The sequence below is a fragment of the Corynebacterium curieae genome, from assembly GCF_027570035.1.
In the GTDB taxonomy this organism is placed as follows: Bacteria; Actinomycetota; Actinomycetes; order Mycobacteriales; family Mycobacteriaceae; genus Corynebacterium; species Corynebacterium curieae.
In genome coordinates, this window is sequence record NZ_JAKMUU010000003.1 from 93,498 (window position 1) to 112,820 (window position 19,323).

The 19,323-nt window shown below is 57.3% G+C and carries 16 protein-coding genes; 12 read left to right on the top strand and 4 right to left on the bottom strand.

The window, feature by feature from the left end; translation table 11 throughout:
* Positions 1-43 precede the first annotated feature (43 nt).
* The 7 genes from L8V01_RS06390 to L8V01_RS06420 all read left to right on the top strand — a co-directional run bounded on the left by L8V01_RS06390 (position 44) and on the right by L8V01_RS06420 (position 8,547).
* Positions 44-1,024 carry a carbohydrate ABC transporter permease gene (locus L8V01_RS06390; RefSeq protein ID WP_269946292.1) on the top strand — a complete coding sequence of 327 codons (981 nt, stop codon included), beginning with the start codon at positions 44-46 and terminating at the stop codon, positions 1,022-1,024.
* A gap of 26 nt (positions 1,025-1,050) precedes the next feature.
* Positions 1,051-1,896: a carbohydrate ABC transporter permease gene (locus L8V01_RS06395; RefSeq protein WP_269946466.1), complete on the top strand. Its 846-nt coding sequence runs from the start codon at positions 1,051-1,053 to the stop codon at positions 1,894-1,896.
* An 80-nt stretch (positions 1,897-1,976) separates the two neighbouring features.
* Positions 1,977-3,299 (top strand): ABC transporter substrate-binding protein, encoded by a 1,323-nt coding sequence (locus L8V01_RS06400; protein ID WP_269946293.1) that lies wholly within the window; start codon positions 1,977-1,979, stop codon positions 3,297-3,299.
* A gap of 45 nt (positions 3,300-3,344) precedes the next feature.
* The gene (locus tag L8V01_RS06405) at positions 3,345-4,466 is read left to right on the top strand and encodes an ABC transporter ATP-binding protein (protein ID WP_269946294.1); all 1,122 of its coding nucleotides are present in this window, start codon (positions 3,345-3,347) and stop codon (positions 4,464-4,466) included.
* A 174-nt stretch (positions 4,467-4,640) separates the two neighbouring features.
* Entirely contained in the window at positions 4,641-5,258 is a 618-nt protein-coding gene (locus L8V01_RS06410; protein ID WP_269946295.1) for a M48 family metalloprotease, read from the top strand.
* 114 nt (positions 5,259-5,372) lie between these two features.
* Complete coding sequence (locus L8V01_RS06415; RefSeq protein WP_005325260.1) at positions 5,373-7,010, top strand: IS30 family transposase; 1,638 nt, start codon at positions 5,373-5,375, stop codon at positions 7,008-7,010.
* Between the two features lie 142 nt (positions 7,011-7,152).
* Positions 7,153-8,547: a GntP family permease gene (locus tag L8V01_RS06420; RefSeq protein WP_269946296.1), complete on the top strand. Its 1,395-nt coding sequence runs from the start codon at positions 7,153-7,155 to the stop codon at positions 8,545-8,547.
* Here L8V01_RS06420 and L8V01_RS06425 read toward each other — a convergent pair.
* The 3 genes from L8V01_RS06425 to uriT form a co-directional block, all read right to left on the bottom strand.
* Positions 8,544-9,053: a gluconokinase gene (locus tag L8V01_RS06425; protein WP_269946297.1), complete on the bottom strand. Its 510-nt coding sequence runs from the start codon at positions 9,051-9,053 to the stop codon at positions 8,544-8,546. The genes L8V01_RS06420 and L8V01_RS06425 overlap by 4 nt on opposite strands.
* A 192-nt stretch (positions 9,054-9,245) precedes the next feature.
* Complete coding sequence (gene uriH, locus L8V01_RS06430; RefSeq protein WP_269946298.1) at positions 9,246-10,187, bottom strand: uridine-preferring nucleoside hydrolase UriH; 942 nt, start codon at positions 10,185-10,187, stop codon at positions 9,246-9,248.
* A 9-nt stretch (positions 10,188-10,196) separates the two neighbouring features.
* Entirely contained in the window at positions 10,197-11,621 is a 1,425-nt protein-coding gene (gene uriT / locus L8V01_RS06435) for a uridine transporter UriT (RefSeq protein ID WP_269946299.1), read from the bottom strand.
* A 115-nt stretch (positions 11,622-11,736) separates the two neighbouring features.
* Between uriT and L8V01_RS06440 the strand changes: the two genes are divergently transcribed.
* From L8V01_RS06440 to L8V01_RS06450, 3 genes are all read left to right on the top strand, one after another.
* The gene (locus L8V01_RS06440) at positions 11,737-13,287 is read left to right on the top strand and encodes an alkaline phosphatase D family protein (RefSeq protein WP_269946300.1); all 1,551 of its coding nucleotides are present in this window, start codon (positions 11,737-11,739) and stop codon (positions 13,285-13,287) included.
* Positions 13,288-13,308: 21 nt separating this feature from the next.
* Complete coding sequence (locus L8V01_RS06445) at positions 13,309-14,214, top strand: polysaccharide lyase family protein (RefSeq protein WP_269946301.1); 906 nt, start codon at positions 13,309-13,311, stop codon at positions 14,212-14,214.
* Between the two features lie 134 nt (positions 14,215-14,348).
* On the top strand, positions 14,349-15,542 hold the full coding sequence (locus L8V01_RS06450; RefSeq protein WP_269946302.1) for an amidase: 1,194 nt from the start codon (positions 14,349-14,351) through the stop codon (positions 15,540-15,542).
* Positions 15,543-15,555: 13 nt separating this feature from the next.
* Here L8V01_RS06450 and L8V01_RS06455 read toward each other — a convergent pair whose 3' ends face one another.
* Positions 15,556-16,065, bottom strand: a complete 510-nt coding sequence (locus L8V01_RS06455; RefSeq protein WP_269946303.1) for a 2'-5' RNA ligase family protein — start codon at positions 16,063-16,065, stop codon at positions 15,556-15,558.
* 104 nt (positions 16,066-16,169) lie between these two features.
* Here L8V01_RS06455 and L8V01_RS06460 point away from each other — a divergent pair, with 104 nt between their 5' ends.
* Positions 16,170-18,068 (top strand): fructose-specific PTS transporter subunit EIIC, encoded by a 1,899-nt coding sequence (locus tag L8V01_RS06460; RefSeq protein WP_269946304.1) that lies wholly within the window; start codon positions 16,170-16,172, stop codon positions 18,066-18,068.
* Positions 18,069-18,599: 531 nt separating this feature from the next.
* The gene (locus L8V01_RS06465) at positions 18,600-19,172 is read left to right on the top strand and encodes a CAP domain-containing protein (RefSeq protein ID WP_269946305.1); all 573 of its coding nucleotides are present in this window, start codon (positions 18,600-18,602) and stop codon (positions 19,170-19,172) included.
* Positions 19,173-19,323: the final 151 nt, after the last annotated feature.

The window sequence follows — 19,323 nt, forward strand, 5'->3', positions numbered from 1 at the left end:
TTCCATGTATCTAGGCTTCACCTGTCCGCCCTAAATTGACCGAGTGACTTTTCAGGAAGACTCTCTCAGTGCCGGCAACTCCGGCACTACAACCGCCTCTCCCGCCGGTACGGAAAACACCAGTGGTTCTGCGGCGCTCGTGCGCAAGGCAGCGCGCAATCGCCACAAGGAATGGCTGCTGGCAGCCCTACTGCTCGCACCGAATCTGATATTGCTGGCTGTATTTACCTATCGGCCGCTGCTGGATAATATCCGCTTGTCCTTTTTCAATTGGAATATTTCCAGCCCCAATTCCACGTTCGTGGGCCTAGACAACTATGTGGAGTGGTTTACCCGCGATGACACGAGGACCATCGTCCTCAACACGTTGGTGTTTACGTTCTTTGCGGTCATTGGCTCCATGGTCATTGGTCTAGCGCTGGCATTGTTACTCAATCAAAACATCAAAGGACGCAATTTTGCGCGATCAGTGGTCTTTGCCCCCTACGCCATCTCCGGCGCGGCCATTGGCATTGCTTTCCAGTTCGTCTTTGACCCCAACTTCGGCCTGATCCAGGAAATCCTCAGCTGGTTCGGCGTAGACTCCCCCAACTTCTATGCCGTGCCGGGCTGGGCAATGTTCATGGTGACTTTTACCTTTGTGTGGAAAAACCTGGGCTATACCTTTGTCATCTACTTGGCGGCGCTACAGGGCCTAGACAAAGAGTTGGATGAGGCCGCGGCTATCGACGGCACTGGGCGCTGGCGTAAGTTCTGGCGGGTGACGATGCCGCAGCTGCGCAATACCACCTTTTTCCTGTCCATTACGGTCCTGCTCAATTCCGTGCAGGTCTTCGACATCATCAACGTCATGACCCGTGGCGGCCCGCAAGGAAACGGCACGCAAACTTTGGTCTTCCAGATCTATAACGAGACCTTTGTGAACTTCCGTGCCGGCTATGGTGCAACTGCCGCCACCATCTTGTTCCTGATTTTGCTCATCATCACCCTGATCCAAGTCCGCATCATGGATAAGCGAGGTTAACCCACATGGCTACTTCTACCCTTCACATGGTCACGGATGAATCCCCCACCGCCCGCCGCGCCAAGCTTATAGGTGGCTATCTGGGTATCCTCGCGGTGCTATTACTTATTGGCCTACCGCTCTTTTGGATCCTCATGACGTCTTTCAAGGCCAAGGGCGATATTTATACAGATCCAGTCAACTGGCTACCACCAGTATGGGAGACCGGAAATTACTCTGATGCCACCACGCGCGTGCCATTCTGGACCTACCTGCGCAACTCAGTACTGATAACCGCGGTGCTTTCCATCATCAAGATTGTGCTGGGCGTCATCTCCGCCTATGCGCTGGCCATCCTGCGCTTCCCCGGCCGCCACCTAGTTTTCCTGTTGGTTATTTCCTCACTCATGGTGCCGAGCGAAATCACCGTCATCTCCAACTACGCCCTAGTCAATTCCTTGGGCTGGCGCAATACATTTGTGGGCATTATCGTGCCACTGGCCGGCGTGGCCTTCGGTACCTTCTTGATGCGCAACCACTTCTTGTCCCTGCCCTATGAGCTGGTAGAAGCCGCTCGCATGGACGGTGCCGGCCCCATCCGCTTGCTTACCAAGGTGCTGCTTCCAGTCTCTTGGCCTACTCTGACTGCGTTTTCCGTAATCACCATGGTCAATGAATGGAACACCTACTTATGGCCGTTCCTCATGGCCGATACCGAGGACGTTGCTCCTCTGCAGGTCGGCCTGACCATGCTGCAAAACAACGATGGCGTGACCAACTGGGGCCCGGTTATGGCCGCCACCATCCTCACCATCATTCCTATGGTGATCATCTTCCTAGCCTTGCAAAAATACATGATTCAAGGTCTGACCACTGGCGCCGTGAAGGGCTAGAAGGCTTCTTCCCCACCCACGCTCGCCGTTTCCACTCGCTTAACCTTCCGCCTTCAACCAGGCACTACAAGGAGAATTACATGCTACGCCGCAAATTCCTCGCCCTCGCTTCCACAGCCGCTTCTGCCACCGCTCTGGCCGCCTGCGCCGGCACCTCTTCCACCAACCCGCAAGGTGGCAAAGATCAAGGCGGCGACGGTGACGTCACCGAGCTGACCTGGTGGTCCAACCATCCGGGCACCTCTAAGGACATTGAAAAAGAAATCATCTCCCGCTTTGAAAAGGAGAACCCGGACATCAAGGTAAATCTCGTTGATGCCGGCAAGAACTACGAAGAGGCGGCACAGAAGTTCAATGCCGCGCTCACCGGCCAAGATCTACCGGACATCGTGGTGCTTTCCGACGTCTGGTGGTACAACTTTGCCATCAACGACCAGATCGCCAACGTGGATGACCTTGCGAAGGAAGCAGGCATCGACCTGTCTACCTATGTGCAGCCGCTCTACGAGGACTACAACTACGATGGCGGCCACTTTGCTCTCCCCTTCGCCCGCTCCACGCCGCTGTTTTACTACAACAAGGATGCTTGGAAGAAGGCCGGTCTGCCGGACCGCGGCCCGAAGTCCTGGGACGAGATGGATGAGTGGTCCAAGAAGCTAGCCGAGGCGGATTCCAAGATGAAGCCCTTTGGCTGGGGCGATGCCGTGGACTACCTGGGGTGGATCTTCCAGGGCCCACTATGGTCCAAGGGCGGCGCTTATTCCGATGAGTGGGACCTGAAGTTCACCGATGACAAGACGATCAAGGCCGTCGAGTGGCTCAAGAACATCACCGATGAAAAGAAGGGCTACTCCTACGTGGGCAACGATATGGCCATGGAGTTCGGCACCGGCCGCGCTGCCGCCACTGTTCTCTCCACCGGTGACCTAGCAGGTCTTACCGATACCGCCAAATTCGAGCTCGGCACCGCTTTCCTGCCTAACCCGACTGGTGACGGGGCCTGCCCCACCGGTGGTGCAGGTTTGGCAATCCCAGCCGGCATTAGCAAGAACCGCCAGCTGGCTGCTATCAAGCTCATTGACTTCATCACCAATGAGGAAAACACCTGCTACTGGTCCCAGAACGTGGGCTACATGCCGGTGCGCTCCACCGCGGTGGACAACGAGGACCAGAAGAAGTTCATGAAGGACAACCCGAACTTCGAAACGGCTATCAAGCAGCTTCCAGAAACCCGGCCGCAGGATAATGCCCGCGTATTCCTCCCCGGCGCGGACCAGGAAATCGGCGGTGCTTTTGAAAAGATCGTGACCAACCGCGATGACGTCACCAAGGTGCTTACCGATCTGCAAAAGACTCTGCAGTCTATTTACGACAACCAGGTCAAGCCAGTCATCAATAAGTAGGCTCTCGCAGCCGCCCCACTCCCCTAAAGATTCTGAAAGGTAACCATGGCTACTGTCACTTTTGATGGCGCAAGCCGCATCTATTCCAAGGACGCGGAACGTCCCGCCGTTGACCGCCTCAATCTGGATATTGCAGATGGCGAATTTTTGGTTCTCGTCGGTCCTTCCGGCTGTGGCAAGTCCACCAGCCTGCGCATGCTAGCGGGCCTCGAGCCCACCGACCGCGGCTCCATTCGCATCGGCGGTAAGGACGTCACTGGGGTAAGCCCATCGGACCGCGACGTGGCCATGGTCTTTCAGAACTATGCGCTCTACCCCAATATGTCCGTGGCTCAGAATATGTCCTTTGCGCTGGAAAACCGAAAGGTCCCCAAGAACGAGATCAAGACGCGCGTGCAGGAAGCAGCAAAAATCTTGCAGATGGAAGACCTACTTGACCGCAAACCAGCAAATTTATCCGGTGGCCAGCGCCAGCGCGTAGCTATGGGACGCGCCATCGTCCGCGAGCCGGCAGTTTTCTGTATGGACGAGCCGCTTTCTAATTTGGATGCCAAGCTGCGCGTATCCACCCGCGCGCAGATATCTAACCTGCAGCGCCGACTCGGTACCACCACTGTTTATGTCACCCACGACCAGACTGAGGCGATGACCATGGGCGACCGCGTCGCCGTCCTCAATGCTGGCGTTCTGCAACAGGTGGATACCACTCGCGCCATTTATGACCGCCCGCAGAACGTCTTCGTGGCCGGTTTCATTGGCTCCCCGGCGATGAATATCTACGACCTGACTCATAACTCCTCCGAGCTGACCATCGGTTCTACCCGCATCAATCTGTCCAACTACAACTTCGATGGCGTCGAAACCGTTACCGTGGGCATACGTCCTGAAGATTGGCGGCTAAGCGATACCGGCAATAGCGGAGCGAAGTTCACAATCGCCCACATCGAGGAGCTAGGCAATCAGACCTACGTTTACGGCGATCTTAGCGACGCCACGGGAAAGAGCTCCGCCGACGGCGTGCTCAAATCCTCAACCCGCATGGGTGGGCAGACCGGAATCCTTGTCAATGCCCGCAGCCGCTATGCGGTGGGCGATTCTTTCTATGTTTCCCCGGATCCAGAACGAGTGCATCTATTTAGCACCACCACCGGTGAACGCCTGAACTAAAACGATAAGAAGGCAGTTAGTCCCTTCAATTCTTATTTTTCCCTTTGCGGATAATAAGAACCTGATATATGCTCGCTCGCATAAGATGCTCACACAATGCCGCTAACCACGGTCATTGTTGGCAAAAATGCACACTGAGAACCTTAAAATCAATTGAAAGGTAACTAACTGCCCATGCCTTCCTTCAAGAAGCTGTCCGCCACCGCTGTGGCTGCTGCCGCAATCCTCGGCACCATTGCCGCACCTGCCGCCAGCGCCAAGAGCGACCCAGTTCGTTCCATTATCTCTCCGGGCACGTGCAAGTCCATCACCAAGCTGGCCAATGAAGGAAAGCCGGTTCCGGATCCGTCCATCCTCCACGATGAAGACTCCGTAAAGCCCTATTTCAAAGATGGCGTACTGAAGTACAAAGTGGCCGATAACTTCCCATACCGCAAGCAGCTTGACGCTGCCGTTGCCGAGTGGAACAAGGCGCTCAAGGGCAAGGCTTCGCTGAAGGAAGTTAAGCCTTCTGAGGCCGATAACGACACCATCGCCATCATCTACAAGCCCGACCCAAACGGCTACGTGCAGGGCTCTGCCTACCCAGACCACAAGATGGTCTTCATCAAGATGCCTAACGCGATGTACCCAGAGGCACTCCAGGGCACCATCGCCCACGAGCTAGGCCACATGATGGGCGCGGGCCACTCCTGTGCCGGCGCGCTTATGGCCGGCGCCAACCAGAACCCCATCTCCTATCACGTAACCCCGCTGGATGCGGCAGCTATCGTCCAGGGCCAGTTCGACTAAGTCCCTTGTCCCTTCCCCTGGGTCCATCATTGGCACCCAGGGGATTTTTATATGCCAACCCCATCCTTGAGTTCAGAGGGTCGTTGCAACACTTTCCCTTAGGAGGGTGTTGTTGTGTCTGGGGTTGTTGGCCCGTTTCATTCGTTGTCTGAATCGGATCGTCGTGGCTTAGTTGCCTTGGTTGGCAGTGGGCGTAGTGTCCGTTCGGCGGCTGGTGAGCTTGGCTGTCATTACGGGCATGCTTTGAATTTTTGCCATGCCTTTGGATTGCCAGTCGTGTATAAAGCCAAACGAGTTGATCGCCGCGGCAGCCAGGCTGTCCAGCTTGTAGAGCTAGTCCGAAGCGGACTGTCGGTACGCCAAGCTGCTAAAAGATGTGGGATGCATCTTACCGCTGCGTATGCCGTAGCTACGGAAGCTGGGTGCCATATCCGGTTAAGTCAGTATGCTCGGAAAGTCCGCCAGACGCAGTTAAGAGTGGAATACCTGCGCCTTCGGCTGGCGAGCCTGCCTGGTGGTGATGCTGGCACGGCAGTAGGAATTGATCGTCGACTGCGTTTAGATTTCGAAAAAGGACTCACCAAATCCCAGGGTCGACGAGAAGAGTTCATACCCGTCGGCGAAGACGCCAGCACGTATAACAGACTTATGAAAGCGCTGCGCCAACGCCATGATGTCATCGAATCCGGAAGGCTTGCCCCTCCCGCCTTACCTAGCGGGGTAGATCCGTATAAACGCATCAGCAATCGCTACATTTGCTTCGAAGAACGCGTCATCATCGCCGATCTTCTCCGCGAAGATGTGCCACTGCGTGAGATTGGGCGCCGTTTAGGGCGAAGTGCATCGTCAATTCAGCGTGAAGTACGCAGAAACCACAGTGCGGAAGGCCCGTATCGTGCAGAAACAGCCCAGTTAAAGGCCTGTGCGCGGAGGTTGCGGCCGAAAATACCGAAACTACTAGCCAACAAAAGACTATGGGACTATGTATGCGCACAATTGCGGGCACAATGGTCACCTGAGGAGATTTCTAATCGCCTGCCCATCGACTACCCCACTGATAAGGACATGCGCATTAGTCACGAAACGATTTATGACGCCTTTTACCTGCAGGCCAAAGGAAGACTCAAAGACCTTGGCCTGGACTTGCCGACCGGTAGAAAGAAACGCAAGAAACGCCAAACCCGCTCCAGCACACCTGCCCAGCAACGCTTCGTCGACGACATGATCCTCATAGACGACCGGCCAGATGAGGTAAGTGAACGTATTTTGCCAGGCCACTGGGAAGGCGACCTCATCCTCGGTAAAAACAACCAATCAGCGGTAATCACGCTAGTAGAACGCGTCAGCCGATTTGTTGTCCTTGGCCACTTACCGGGAAGGCATACCAGCAAAGAAGTATTCACAGCCCTGCACAAGGCAGTTACAGGAATCGATAAAGCTATCTGGTCATCAATTACCTGGGACCAAGGAAGCGAAATGGCTGGTCATAAAGCTTTTACCATGGCCACTGACATTCCCATCTACTTCTGCCATCCAGGATCACCATGGGAACGCGGCAGCAACGAAAACACCAACGGCAGGCTCAGAAGAAACCTTCCCAAAAACAGCGACCTGTCCATCTACAGCGCCGAGGACCTAGAAATGATCGCCAACATTCACAACCACAAACCACGCAAAGCACTCAACTGGCGCACCCCAGCCGAAGTCATGACCAACGCCCTCACACAAACCGGTAGCATCAAACCAAACTAACCATCATCGTTGCAACGACCCCTAGAATCCGCCATCAGGGGTGTCGGGTTGGTCGCATTTGGGAGAAGGGGGCGTCGGCAAGCAGGGCTACTGCTAACGTTGCCGATATTCAAAGGTTTGCGATAGAAAAGGACCCTGCTCTATGGATACGTGGGAACCCACCCTGTCGACCGGCCCGCTACTAGGCATTGCGGTTGCCGCCATCGCCGTAATTTTGGTGCTGGTCATCTATTTCAAGCTCCACGCTTTTCTCACCCTGCTGGTGGTGTCGGCCCTTACGGCGCTAGCCGCAGGCATTCCGCTCGAGGGCATCGTCCCCACCATGACCGAAAGCTTTAGCTCCACCCTAGGCTCGGTGGCGCTGCTGGTGGGCCTAGGCGCCATGATCGGCCGGCTCGTGGAGGCTTCCGGCGGCGCCAAATCGCTTGCCGACGCCATGGTTCACCGCTTCGGTGAGTCCAAAGCACCCCTTGCGCTCGGCCTGGCTTCGCTGATCATGGGCTTTCCTATCTTCTTCGACGCCGGCCTGATTGTGATGCTGCCGGTTATCTTCGCCGTTGCTCGCCGCTTGGACGGTCCGGTCTTGGCCTTTGGCCTGCCGGCCGCTGGTGCGTTTTCTGTTATGCACGTCTACCTGCCGCCGCACCCGGGCCCCGTCGCGGCGAGCGAGTTCTACGGCGCCGACCTAGGCCTCGTCCTGCTCGTCGGCCTGCTGCTTGCACTGCCTACCTGGTATATCTCCGGCTACCGCTTTGGGCTATTTGCCGGAAAGAAATTCCCGCTCAAGGTTACTGATGCCATCGCCGGACCGGTGGTGCCGGAGGAGGAACTGCCATTAAAACCGGCTTCTGCCCCAACGGTGATTTCCCTCCTGCTCATCCCGATGGTGCTCATCTTCTTCAATACCGGTCTTAATGCGCTGGCGTCCTATGGCACCATCGATGCCGACGCCGCATGGGTGCGGTTCTTCGTCATGCTTGGCCAAACACCTATCGCGTTGCTTATTACCGTGCTCGTCGCACTGGTGGTCTTGGGGCGTCGCCGCGGCGTGGACAAGACCGCACTGGAAAAACTCATTGATTCCTCGCTCGGCCCCATCTGCTCCGTCGTGCTGATCACCGGTGCCGGCGGTATGTTCGGCGGTGTTTTGCGTACCTCCGGCATTGGCGACGCCCTGGCCGACTCCCTCTCTGGCCTCGGCATCCCCGTCATCCTTGCCTGCTACCTCATCGCCGTGGCGCTGCGCCTAGCCCAAGGCTCGGCCACCGTGGCGCTGACCACGGCCGCCGCCCTCATGGTTCCCGCCGTGGAAACCGGTGGGTTCAATGAGCTGCAGCTCGCACTTATCGTCGTGGCTACCGCCGCCGGCTCGGTTTTCGGTTCCCACGTCAACGACTCCGGCTTCTGGCTCGTCGGCCGCCTCATGGGCATGGATACGGTCACCACGCTGAAGACCTGGACCGTCAACCAGATGCTGATCTCCGTTATCGGCTTTGTCCTAGTTTTGGTGCTCTACGCAGTAGCTGCAGTCTTTTAGGCGCCTGCCTTTATCCAGGCAGCTGCTTCTTCGGCAATCTCTTCGACTGGCCGCGTCACATCAAAGACGCGGCCAGTTTCGTCTTCTTCCAGCGGCTCCAAGGTATCGAACTGCGACTGCAATAATGACGCCGGCATAAAATGCCCCGGCCGGTGCTGCATCCGCTCATGCAACACATCAAAGTCGCCATGCACATGTACAAACACCACGGCCGGGCAGTACTCGCGAATCAAATCCCGATACTTGCGCTTCAGCGCGCTGCACCCCACCATCGCGCCTGCTGGCCTATCTGCAAGCCACTGACCAATCTGTTTCAGCCACGGTTCCCGGTCCGCATCATTGAGCGGTATACCCGCAGCCATCTTGTCGATATTGGCCTGCGGATGCATATCATCGCCATCGCGATACTCCAGCCCTACTAACGGAGACAGCGCCTCCCCCACCGTTGTCTTACCCGAGCCGGATACTCCCATGACGACGATGTGGCGGAAACTGTGCTGGTTCATGGTGGCTCCTTGGGGTTGGGGTTCTCCCCCTCGAGTTTAGGCTGAGTCCCATGAGCGCGGGTTAGGTTACGCGCCTAGTGTCGAAACCGAAATTTCTCTCAAGATAGAAAACAGCCACGTTATTGCCTCAAACTGGTGGTTCAAGGGCGATAACGTGGCTGAAAGTTGGGTTGCTCGCGAGGCGAAGGTGGCCTAGGCGAGGTTCTTGAGGGCGTCGGCGACAAGGCGCCAGAAGCCGGCGTGGTCGAGAGTGGTGGCGACTTGGGTGTGGCAGGAGGCGTCGGCAGGCTCGCGCAGATCCGTGACTGTCATGCCGGTGGTCAGTGCACCGGCGAGTTCGACGTGCACGGGAGCCTTGCGGGTCTGGACGATGTCCGGATCGATGAGGTAGGCAATAGTGCACGGGTCGTGGACCGGTGGATTATCAAACCCCTGATTGGCCTGATAGGCCTTGCGGAAGAAACCGAAGAGACCGATGACGAACTCGGAAACTGGGGTACCCAGAGCCTTGATCTCAGCTTCGACTTCTGGGGTGGCAAGCGCCTGGTGAGTGAGATCGAGGCCCACCATGGTGACGGGCCAAGGCTCTTCGAAGACGATGTGCGCGGCCTCGGGATCGATCTTGATATTGAATTCGGCGACTGGGGACCAATTGCCCTCGTGATAGCCGCCACCCATGAGGACTACTTCCTTAACGCGCTCGACGATGCGCGGCTCTTTGCGCGCGGCCATCGCGATATTGGTAAGCGGGCCGGTGGGAACCAGGGTGATGGTGCCGGGCTCGTGGGACATGACGGTGTCGATGATGAAGTCGACGGCGTGGGCGTCGGCAAGCGCGGTGCTTGGCTCCGGAAGTTGGACGCCCTCGACGTCCATGCCGGTGGAGCCGTGGATGGCCTCGGCGACCTCGACTGGGCGCACGAGCGGGCGATCGCAGCCGGCATAAACCGGAACCTCCGGGTGTCCAGCGATTTCCTTGACCACCAGGGCATTGCGGGAAACCTTATCCAAGGTCTGGTTGCCGCCGACGGTGGTAATGCCCAGCAGGTCAATGGTCGGGTTTCCCATGGCTAGGAGCAGGGCCACCGCATCATCGTGGCCGGGGTCGCAGTCCAGAATGATTTTTCGCGTCATGCCACGAGCCTACTTTCGGGCGTTGACGGCCGCCACGGTGTCATCGATGGACTCCGGGCGCGGAATGAGGAAGGACAGGGCAAGGGCCGCAAGCAGGATAATGACGCCGGCGACCATGCCCGCGCGGTAGCCGTGCTCGAAGGAACCGGAAACCGCAAAGAGCACGGCGAAGGACAGGCCCGCGCCTAGGTTGAAGGCGCCCGCGTTCATACCGGGCAGGTAGCCCTGGTTATCGGCTGGCGAAAGCACAATACCCAAGCCGTTGAGCATGATATTGGCAATGCCCGCGTAGGTCACGCCCAAGAAAATAGAGACGAAAAGCAAGGTCCACGCGTTCGGAACGCCCACCACGAAAATGGAGCTAACCAGGCCTACGACGGTGCCGATGAGGCCGGTTTGCAGGACGTATTTATAGCCCAGCTTGGAGGCCATCCAACCAGCTATCGGACCAAAGACCAGGCCAGCGAGGGCGTACGGGGTCAGTGTGACCCAAGAAATGGTACTGGCAGAAATGCCGGCGCCGGCGTCTGCGTCCTGGCCGAGGTTAGGGATGAGCCCGTTCATCACGGCGAAGACACCGGTCATGGTCAACAGCGTGGTAGAAAGCAGTGCCCACGTGCGGCGCTGCTTGAGGTAAGCCACCGGAACGAGCGGGTCGGCGACCTTCTTCTCCACGTTCCAGAAGGCCCAGAAGCCGGCGGCGCCAATGAGGATGAGGATGATGACGAGGAACCAATTGGCCTCGGCAAGCTTGCCGGCCTCGTTGAACGCGGTGAGAACGCAACCCAGCGCCACGGCCAGTGGCACAACTCCCGCCCAGTCCATGCGCGGGGTTTCGGTGGCCGTGGACTCTTTGGTAAATACCTGGACCGCTACAACCGCGATGGCGCATAGTACTGCCATGGTCCAAAAGACCGAGCGGTAGCCAAAGTTGCCCGCCAGCCAGCCGCCAGCTAGGGCGTCCACGCCCGCAATACCACCATTTACCGAGGTCACAATGCCCAGCAGCAGTGCGTATTGCTTCTCATTGAGCACCTGCTGGCGCAGCATGATGAGGCAGAGCGGGACGGTCGGCCCAGCCACGCCCTGGATGATGCGGCCGATAAGCAGCACAGCGACGTTCGGTGCGATGGCGGAAGCCACGCAGCCCAGCGCAGCAACCGCCATCATGCCAACAAGAACCTTCCTGCGACCGATAAGGTCGCCCCAGCGTGGAAGGAAGAGCGAGAACAATGCCGCGGCCGTAAAGAACGCAGTTTGTGTCAAACCGATCTGTGCGGTGGTAGCGCCTAACTCATCCTCCATCGTCGCCAAGGCAGGCGAGAGCATCGACGCATTGAGCTGGAAAGCGAACACGGCCGTAAGCAGTGCGAACATCAATGGAATATAGGAGCTGGGCTGGAGCCTTGGGGGCTCGGAGGTGGTGGAAGTCATGGCTACCAATTTAGTGCATGCCCCCTTTCTCCATAATTCTTTTAGATTTAACCAGCGATTCACCGCGGCTACTTAGGCTGGAAAAGTTCCTTTTAAACCATTAGTGGAGCTTTGTATGTCTGATTCAAATAGTCGTCCTTCTTTTAATCGTCGTAATTTCCTGCAGATTGCTGGTGTTTCGGCCGCAGCGGTGGCCGCGGGAATTAATGCGCCGGCCAAGGCGGGTGCACAGTCGAGCCTGAGTTCATGGGGATCGTCGCAAGGCGGTGACCTGCCGCAGGACTCGGAGCTTTTTGGCCTAGGTGTAGCGGCGGGCACACCGCGGCACGATTCGATGATCTTGTGGACTCGCCTGGCTCCAGAACCGCTGGCCGAGGATGGCCATGGTGGCATGACCGGCGGCGATGTTCGCGTGGGTTGGGAAGTTGCGAAGGATGAGGGGTTTGGGGACGTCGTCAAGCAAGGCGAAGCACTAGCCCAACCCGAGCTGGCGCACTCGGTGCACCCGCAGGTGACTGGGCTGGAGCCTGCAACTGAGTATTTTTATCGCTTCCGCGTGGATGGCAAGGTGAGCCCAGTAGGTCGGTTTAAGACTCTGCCCGCACCAGACACAAAGGTGGATAATTTCACCTTCACCGTGGCTTCGTGTCAGGCGTGGTACCACGGCTATTTCACCCCGTGGAAGCACATTGCGCAGGAACCGGACCTGGATATGACGATTTTCGTGGGTGACTACATCTACGAATACGGCATTGTGGAAGGCGATAATCTCTGGCGCCAAGGCGCAAGCGTGCCCGATGTTTTCAAGGCAAAGGTGGAAACTCTGGAGCAATATCGCCTGCGCTACTCGCTCTTTAAGTCCGATGAGCACCTGCAGGCCGCCCACGCGCGCGCCGCGATGGCGATTGTGTGGGATGACCACGAAGTAGAAAATAACTACGCTGGTAATTGGTCCGAGATTGGCACCAAGGCCGAACACTTCCTCTACCAGCGCGCAGCAGCCTACCGTGCCTTCTATGAGAATCTTCCGGTGGCCCCGCCCGCGCTTCCCGAAGGCCCCAATAACCGCATCTATGATTCCTTCGACGTGGGCACGCTAATGCGTTTCAATCTGGTCGATACCCGCCAATACCGCGAAGAATCTGCAGAAGACGCCAGCATCTTGGGCGCGGAGCAGGAGCAGTGGCTCAACGATAAGCTCGCCACTTCCCCGGCACAGTGGAACGTGGTGGTCAACAGCGTGGTTGTCGTACCGATCGCAGATAGCACCGACCAATGGGACGGCTTCCCCGCTGCACGTCGCCGGCTAATCGAATCCCTCTCCAAGGTCAGCGACCCTATTGTCTTCACCGGCGATATTCACCAACACTGCGCTGCGGAGATCCAATCCGAAGCCGGCCAGCCCGTAGGCGTGGAATTGGTCGCGACCTCCATTGCTTCCGATGGCGATGGCTTCGCTGGTTCCAAGAGCACCGAGTGGCTGGAAAAGCCATATGTGAAGGCCATGGATAAGCGCCGTGGCTATATCAAGGTGCGCGCTACCCGCGAGCACCTCGATTCCGAATTCGTCGTCGTGCCCTGGATCGAGCGCGATGATACCGCCCCGCGTGAGACTGCTTTCTCCTTCCGCACCAATGCCGGCGAGCACACGCTGCGCTCCCTCTAAACCTCGAAAGGACAATTCATCATGGGACTTTTTAGCTCGCTTTCCTCTTCTTCCTCTCGCCGCAGTTCTTCCCGCAAGAGTTCTTCTAACCAGGATTCCTCTACCCCAGCTCCTGGTGCGGTTGCTGCTCCGCCAGCCGTAACCGGTGTTCAGGCAGAGCCGCAGCTCATGGAAAATTACGTCACCTGGGAGCCTGCTTCCTGGGACGTCGTTTTGGATCACTACCGCGTCATCGGAATCGATCCCAATGGTGTAGACGTGCTGTTGGGCAAGCCCATCTTCCCCTTCTTCCGCCACTCCCGGCGCGATGTTGCCGGTGAAAAGTGGTCTTATTATGTCAAGGTGGTTAATGCTGCCGGTGCTGAATCCTCTCCTTCTGGCAAGGCGACGTCCACCTCCCTGCCTTCGGTCACTGCAGGCACAGCGCTAGCCACGATTGGTTCCTTTGACCGAAAGGGCACGGAGTTTCAGTACTCCCCAAAGGACTATAAGAAGATCGTCACCGCGCACCCAGACCAGACAATCACTGTTGGACCGGATGCTAAGCCTTCCGACGTCCCCTATCTCCTCCCCGGCCCCGGCGATAAGTGGGCGGGAAGCAAGGCCTACACGCTGAAGTGGACGGTGAAATTGGATAGGCCCACCGGGAAGGCGGCACTGGCACTGTGGCTCATTGATACCACCAAGCTCGGCGGCATTCTCGACGTCACGATTAATGACTTTCATAAACAAATAGAGCTCCCACAGGGCGCAACGCAAGGTTCGCGCCAAGGCGATGCCAGCGGGGATCCGACCCCCCTGCGCCCCGCAGCAATCGAGTTTGATCTCGCCGAAGATACCCTAAAGGAAGGAGAAAACCAGCTGGTCTTCACCCTCCGCGAAGGAGGCTGGCTGGCGTGGGATGCACTGGGGATATTTGCTAAGTGACACCACGCAGACGGTGTTTTGCCTAGACTTGGAAAATTGTTCACCAGTTTCTGATGTACGGTAGTAACATCTGCATTTTCTATCTACCTCGCTAGCATCGCTAGTCTTCGATGCTGAAAGGACTTAGCTCCCTTATGCCTACTGTTTCTGATCGCCTAAACCGCGCCCAGCAGAATCATAATGCGGTGATTACCATCATCCCGTTTGATGAACACGCGGTGGATCTTTCGCCGACCCTCAAGGGACTGCCGGTGGCGTTCAAGGACATTGTGGATGTGGCGTACGTAGCAACCACCTGTGGCTCCAACGTCAAAGCTGTCCGCACACCGGTAAAGGACGCGCCGGTGGTACAGCGTCTCACGGCCCAGGGCGCGCTGCCGGTGGCGAAGGCGAATCTACAGGAATTTTCCTATGGCATTTTGGGCGATGCCTCCGCGTATGGACGCGTTATCAACCCGCGCGATCCTGAAGTATGCGGCGGTGGGTCTAGCTCCGGGTCCGCCGCCTTGGTGGCATGCGGCGCGCTCGATCTGACAGTCGGTACCGATAGCGCTGGCTCGGTGCGCGTACCGGCCGCTTGCCAAGGAGTCTTGGGTTTCAAGCCCACCTTCGGGCTGATTCCGGTAGAAGGGGTCTTCCCCTTTGCCCCCAGCTTCGATTGCATTGGTTTCTTTGCCAGCTCCGTTGACCTGATTGAGCAGGCTTTTATCGCCACTGTAGATGAGGAACCAGCCGCGGCACAGGACATTTCATCTATCGATGTCACCGCGCTTAAGGCCAAAGGCGAACGCTTTGCTGAGCTATTGGCGAAGCTGGAAAACTCGGACTTTGGACTCAGCGAGGACGTGGATTTGGAAGAAACCATCGCCGCTACGGCGAAGCTCTATGAGCCGATGCGTTTGAAGGAAGTCTATGACGTTCACCGGCCGCTGCTAGATCAGCGCGATAAGTACCAAGACGTTATCTTGCAGCGCGTTCTGGGTGGAGAAGATATCAGCCAGGAAAGCTATGATGCGGCCGCACAGGGCGTAGAGAAGCTGCGCGAGGAAGCGCTTGCTCTGCTTGGCGATGCCTCCATTATCCTCACCCCTACCCTCGATTCCGGCCCCCTCAAGTGGTCCGATATCACACCAGACAATGCCGCGGAATCGGCTGCGAGCCTGCGGCGGTGGACCGAGCCTTTCAACGTGCTCGGATGGCCAGCTATTACCGTGCCGCTACGCGGCGAAGAGGAAGAAGGAGTGGGTGATGCTGTGCAAGTCGTCGGCAAGCCGGGCGAAGACCTGACCGTCCTGCGCGTTGCCCACGCGCTGCAGGCCCTGCTCTAAGCCCAGTGTGGACCTAGATCCCTGCTAGCACGGTCTTTTCTTGGGTACGCGGCCGCCAGTAGGCGGCTTCAATGGCAGTAAACTCCTTAAAGTGCGCTGAGGTGAGCTCGTCCATCGCTTGGATATAGCCGGGGATCTCCTCGCGCGGCAGGCGCAAGCCCATAGTCAGGTGCGGGGTCCACCGCGGCCCTCGCCCGTCTGGGTTGGCGGCACTAATTTTTCTCGCAGCGATTTCTAACTCATCAGTGGTCTCAAGGAGCCAAGCCACGGTCTGCTTGCGCTTGGTACCAAAAATGACGTTTCCTACTCGCTGGAAATCCGCTGGAATAACAGGCGGCAGCAACTGCGCGGCCAAGTCCACAACCTCAGGCCGCATTTCTGGGGAGAAAGTGATCGTGATGTGCGGTCGTTGATGCTGGATAGGAAAGCCGCGCTCAGCAAGCCCCGCAAAGATCTCGCGTACCTGATCCTCCTGCTTTTCCGGCAGGTAGAGCAGGATATTATCCGGCGATGCTGCGCTCACGAGATGGCTTTCCCTTTCTGTAGTTGAGTGCTTCCAGCCTACAGGTCATAAGGGAGGCCACTCCCTCTTGTGCACACGCAAACGATTGCCGTTTAATGAGAGTCATGAGTACTTCAGAGTCATCGCCCCTCATTCTCGCCATCACGGCGTGTCCGACGGGCATCGCGCATACCTACATGGCGGCCGAGAACCTTGAAGCCGCAGCCCAAGAGTTGGGCTATCGCATCAAGATTGAAACTCACGGTTCCATCGGCGTCGAGGGAACCTTTAGCAAGCAAGATATCGAAGAAGCCAATGCTATCGTCATTGGCGCTGATACGGTAATTTCTAAAGACCGCTTCCACGGCAAACGCCTCGAAGCCACCGGCGTGGACGAGGCCATCAAGCATCCGAAGGAACTGCTGAGCAGATCCTTGAGCGCCTCGCGCTGGGAAGGCTCCGCAGACAGCAAGGAAGAAGAAGCGCCCCGTAAAGATAGTTTTGGCCAGACCTTGTATAAAGCCCTGATGAACGGCGTCTCGCACATGATTCCGTTCGTGGTCACCGGTGGCCTGCTCATTGCGGTGGCACTGTCCATTGGCGGCACCCCTACGCCTGAAGGCATGGCAATTCCAGAAGATAGCTTCTGGAATACAGTCAATGAACTCGGCGCTTTGGCGTTCTCATTGATGGTTCCGGTTCTCTCTGGCTACATCGCGGTAGGCATCGCGGACCGACCAGGCCTCGCGCCCGGCCTTATCACCGGTCTTATTGCCACCACCGGCTCGCTCTACGGTTCGGAGGCTGGCGCCGGATTCCTAGGCGGCATTGTCACCGGTATTTTGTCCGGTTACGTAGCACTAGCCATTAAAAAGATCCCGGTGCATAAATTCATTGCACCCATTTGGCCCATCATCGTCATTCCGATTTTCACCACGCTCATCGTCGGCCTGATTTTCATCTTGCTCATTGGTGCGCCGGTCTCGGCTGCTTTCGAGACTATGACCGAGTACCTCGCCGGCATGCAAGGCTCCTCTGTTATCGTGTTAGGTCTAATCATTGGTGCAATGATTGCCTTCGACATGGGTGGCCCCTTCAATAAGACGGCCTTTCTCTTTGGCGGCGGCATGATCGCGGCCGGCAACGCAGCACCGATGGGCATGGCGGCGTGTGCCATTGCCGTACCTCCCCTCGCCGTGGGCATAGCTACGGTGCTGCGCCGCAGCTGGTTTACCAAGGCGGAAAATGATGCCGGCATCGCGGCGCTGTTTATGGGATTCTTCGGCATCACCGAGGGTGCCATTCCACTCGCGGCCGCACGCCCTCTGCAAGTTATCCCTGCCAATGTTGCTGGAGGCGCAGTAGCCGGCGCACTTGCTGGCGCATTTGGGGCTCAGGATCACGTCATGCACGGCGGCCCCATCGTCGCGGTGCTCGGCGCGGTAGACAATGTCGCAGGATTCTTTATCGCCATGCTTGCCGGCGTCGCAGTCTGTGCCGGCCTTATCCTCCTGTTGGTGGGCCTCACCCAGCGCAAAGAAAAGCCACTGGTTGCTGTCGATACCATCAGCTTGGATAAGGATTTGGGCTCTACCAGTGAGGAGGTAATCCGCTCCATGGTGAAGCTTACTTCTTCCCGCATGTCCGATATGGAAGCGGTAATTGAGGCTGCCTTAAAGCGCGAGTCGACCCATTCTACCGGAGTAGGCCACGGCGTAGCCATTCCACACGCACGCTCGGCCGGCGTGAAAGTGCCCACCCTTGCCTTTGCCCGCCTACCCGAAGGCATTACATGGGGAGAAGGCGAGGAACCGACTAACCTTGCCTTCCTTATCGCTGTGCCTGATAATGCCGGCAAGCAACACCTCAAGCTGCTCTCCAAGCTGGCGCGCAGCATTATGAAGGAAGACTTCCGCAACCAGCTTTATGGCGCACAAACCCGCAAGGAAGCGGCCGAGATCATTTCCTCGGCCCTTTCTCCAGCCCCAGCTTCTCAAGGAACAGCGACGCCCGCAAAGGCATAATACTTCGTTCAATGTGGCGCTCGGCGATTCATCGCCGGGCGCTTTTCTTATACCTTTCTAAACCCCGCTCACCGAGCACACAACGACGCCGAGAAACAACTGCTGGGCAACACCCATAGAAGCAAAGGGCAGGGAGAGGTCAGGCAACCTAGTAAATCTCACGATCTTTATAGGTTCTACCAAGAAACGGACGAGTTTCCCTACGCCTGACTTAAAACTCCACCCTCACGACTCAAGTACTTACTGCTTCTCCGAGAATCTAAGACGCTGACTAGAAACCACCCCGTTGGGGAGGGGGAAATGCGCAACCAACTGAGGGATTTTAGGAGTTTCCTAGCTCAATTCGAGAAATAACTAAGAAGTAATTAGTTATACGGGACATCAACTTCAAATATTCTAATAATTTCTGTTCAAGTCGATTTTATTCCCTGGAATTGATTAACTTTTAAACAAGGGGAACGGAGTTTTGCTGTTGACGCTCCGAATTTCCCGCCTGATTCTCCGCCAGGTTCCAAAAGAAAGGTTCCGCTCATGTTCACCCCCACTGTTCGCTTCTCCACCAAAAAATTTGTAGCCCCCACCCTTGCGGCAGCCATCGCTTTGGGAATTTGCGTTGCACCTGCCGAAGCCTCCAGCTCCCTAAGTTCCTCGAGCAACTTTAAAGGCGCGAACCTTCCGGTACCGACACTAAACCTTCCCGCCGCGCCGGCTACAGCAGCAAAACCCACCGCTCCAGTTTCCAATCGCGTGCAGAACATCATCAACCACACCAACGAGTACCGCCAGGCGCATGGACTGCGCCCGGTTCGCGCTAATGCCGCACTCAATGGACTAGCTCAAGATTGGGCCGACCAGCTGGTGCGCGCCGATAAGCTCAGCCACCGCCCGCAGCACTGGAACCACTATCCCGCCAATATCCCAGCTGGTGGCGAGAATGTCCTGCAGGCGTGGAGCGACTATTCCGATGCCCTCCTAGTCAAGCTTTGGTACGAATCCCCGGGCCACCGCAAGATTATGCTGGACCCACGCGCCAAGACCATCGGAGTCGGCGTTGCCATTAACTCTGAAGGCAAGCTCTACGCTGTCCAAAACTACGGCCGCTAAACGCGTAGAACGCCACGCCCCAGAGCCCCGCCTAGCCGATACGCTTGGTCTGCTTCCAGAGAGGAACAGCCCGTCGCATACGGGGTGGGGGTGTACACGCGGGTAATACAAACGTAACCAGCTTCACAAATGGCAGTGGCGAGGGTTACAC

Coding starts and splice junctions, on each gene's coding strand:
- L8V01_RS06395 (WP_269946466.1), top strand. CDS start 1,051: ATGGTCACGGATGAATCCCCCACCGCCCGCCGCGCCAAGCTTATAGGT.
- L8V01_RS06400 (WP_269946293.1), top strand. CDS start 1,977: ATGCTACGCCGCAAATTCCTCGCCCTCGCTTCCACAGCCGCTTCTGCC.
- L8V01_RS06405 (WP_269946294.1), top strand. CDS start 3,345: ATGGCTACTGTCACTTTTGATGGCGCAAGCCGCATCTATTCCAAGGAC.
- L8V01_RS06410 (WP_269946295.1), top strand. CDS start 4,641: ATGCCTTCCTTCAAGAAGCTGTCCGCCACCGCTGTGGCTGCTGCCGCA.
- L8V01_RS06420 (WP_269946296.1), top strand. CDS start 7,153: ATGGATACGTGGGAACCCACCCTGTCGACCGGCCCGCTACTAGGCATT.
- L8V01_RS06425 (WP_269946297.1), bottom strand. CDS start 9,053: ATGAACCAGCACAGTTTCCGCCACATCGTCGTCATGGGAGTATCCGGC.
- uriH (WP_269946298.1), bottom strand. CDS start 10,187: ATGACGCGAAAAATCATTCTGGACTGCGACCCCGGCCACGATGATGCG.
- uriT (WP_269946299.1), bottom strand. CDS start 11,621: ATGACTTCCACCACCTCCGAGCCCCCAAGGCTCCAGCCCAGCTCCTAT.
- L8V01_RS06440 (WP_269946300.1), top strand. CDS start 11,737: ATGTCTGATTCAAATAGTCGTCCTTCTTTTAATCGTCGTAATTTCCTG.
- L8V01_RS06445 (WP_269946301.1), top strand. CDS start 13,309: ATGGGACTTTTTAGCTCGCTTTCCTCTTCTTCCTCTCGCCGCAGTTCT.
- L8V01_RS06450 (WP_269946302.1), top strand. CDS start 14,349: ATGCCTACTGTTTCTGATCGCCTAAACCGCGCCCAGCAGAATCATAAT.
- L8V01_RS06460 (WP_269946304.1), top strand. CDS start 16,170: ATGAGTACTTCAGAGTCATCGCCCCTCATTCTCGCCATCACGGCGTGT.
- L8V01_RS06465 (WP_269946305.1), top strand. CDS start 18,600: ATGTTCACCCCCACTGTTCGCTTCTCCACCAAAAAATTTGTAGCCCCC.